The sequence below is a fragment of the Paraburkholderia sediminicola genome (assembly GCF_046027355.1).
GTDB lineage: Bacteria > Pseudomonadota > Gammaproteobacteria > Burkholderiales > Burkholderiaceae > Paraburkholderia > Paraburkholderia sediminicola_B.
This window is the reverse complement of sequence record NZ_JAQQEK010000109.1, coordinates 1-1,276: the sequence shown is the minus strand read 5'-3', so window position 1 is coordinate 1,276 and position 1,276 is coordinate 1. Positions and strand designations below refer to the sequence as shown.

General features: G+C 65.7%; 2 protein-coding genes. Both read right to left on the bottom strand.

What is annotated here, in order from left to right:
* Positions 1 to 259, bottom strand: a 259-nt coding sequence (locus PQR42_RS45475; protein WP_408496084.1) for a transposase zinc-binding domain-containing protein, incomplete at its 3' end; no start/stop codon positions are given.
* 16 nt (positions 260 to 275) lie between these two features.
* Positions 276 to 1,148: a tyrosine-type recombinase/integrase gene (locus PQR42_RS45470; protein ID WP_408496082.1), complete on the bottom strand. Its 873-nt coding sequence runs from the start codon at positions 1,146 to 1,148 to the stop codon at positions 276 to 278.
* Between the last annotated feature and the right edge of the window lie 128 nt (positions 1,149 to 1,276).

Here is a 1,276-nt window from a genome sequence, read left to right as displayed (position 1 = left end):
CGGGCAGCAGATCAGCCTGACGTGCCTCGAGCCAGCGGCGTGCGGCACTGCCCTGGCACTTTGGGCAATGGCGGTTGCGGCAGGAGTTGTAAGCGATCTCGGTACGCGCGCAGCCGGAACAGCGCAGCACATGCCCACCCAGCGCCGCGCTGCGGCACTGTTCGATGGCCGACATCACCTTCAGCTGCCCGAGGCTCAGGGAGACTGTGCGCCGCCACGTTGGGCCGTGGGCGCGGAAGATGTCCGCGACTTCCAGCATGAGTCACTGCGCCGGGTTACTCGGCGGGCAGGCGCTCCAGCGGACTGGTGACTTCGCGCAGCAGGTCGGTGGCCACCTGTGCGTAAAGCGCGGTGGTCTCGAGCTTCTTGTGGCCGAGCAGCACCTGGATCACGCGGATGTCGACCTTCTGTTCGAGCAGGTGTGTGGCGAAGCTGTGGCGCAGCGTGTGCATCGACACGCGCTTGTCGATCTGGGCCGCCTCGGCGGCGGCATGAATGGCGCGGTTCAGTTGCCGGGTGCTGAGCGGGTCGATGGGATCAAGCCCAGGAAACAGCCACCCGCCGTCGGGCATCCTGCCCTGGGCACGGGCCACGCGCCACCAGACCCGCAGGCGTTCGAGCAGTACCGGGGAAAGCATCGCGTAGCGGTCCTTGCGGCCCTTGCCCTGTTCGATGCGCAGCGTCATGCGTTGGCTGTCGACGTCCGTGACCTTCAGCCCCACCACTTCACTGACACGCAGCCCGGTGCCATAGGCGACCGAGAGGACCGTCTGGTGCTTGAGGTTGCCCGTTGCGGCGATCAGCCGCCGCACTTCATCGGGGCTGAGCACAACGGGTAGTGTGCGGGGCACGCGCACGGGTTGCATGCGGGCCATCAGTTCCGGTTCGTGGAGTGTGGTCTCGAAGAAGAACTTCAGCCCGGTGATTGCGGCGTTCAGCGACACCGGTGACGTGCCGTGATCGACCAGATGCAGCTGGTAGCCGCGCAGGTCCTCGACGGTGGCAGTATCAGGTGAGCGCCCAAGGTACCGGGAGAACTCGCGTACGATGCGCAGATAGTTGGCTTGCGTCCTGGGGGAAAGCTGGCGCATGCGCATGTCGTCAATCATGCGCTGACGCAGCGGGCTGACGTTCGGTTGGGAGGTCATGATTCGGCTCCTGCTGGAGAACGAGGCGGATTGCCTCATTCGCCAACATACGGAACCGCGCAACTGACCCCTCACGAACCACCGCGCTTAGCCGGAGCCCCCTACCGCGCGAGCGGTTTCGTTCTTCG

Coding starts and splice junctions, on each gene's coding strand:
- PQR42_RS45470 (WP_408496082.1), bottom strand. CDS start 1,148: ATGACCTCCCAACCGAACGTCAGCCCGCTGCGTCAGCGCATGATTGAC.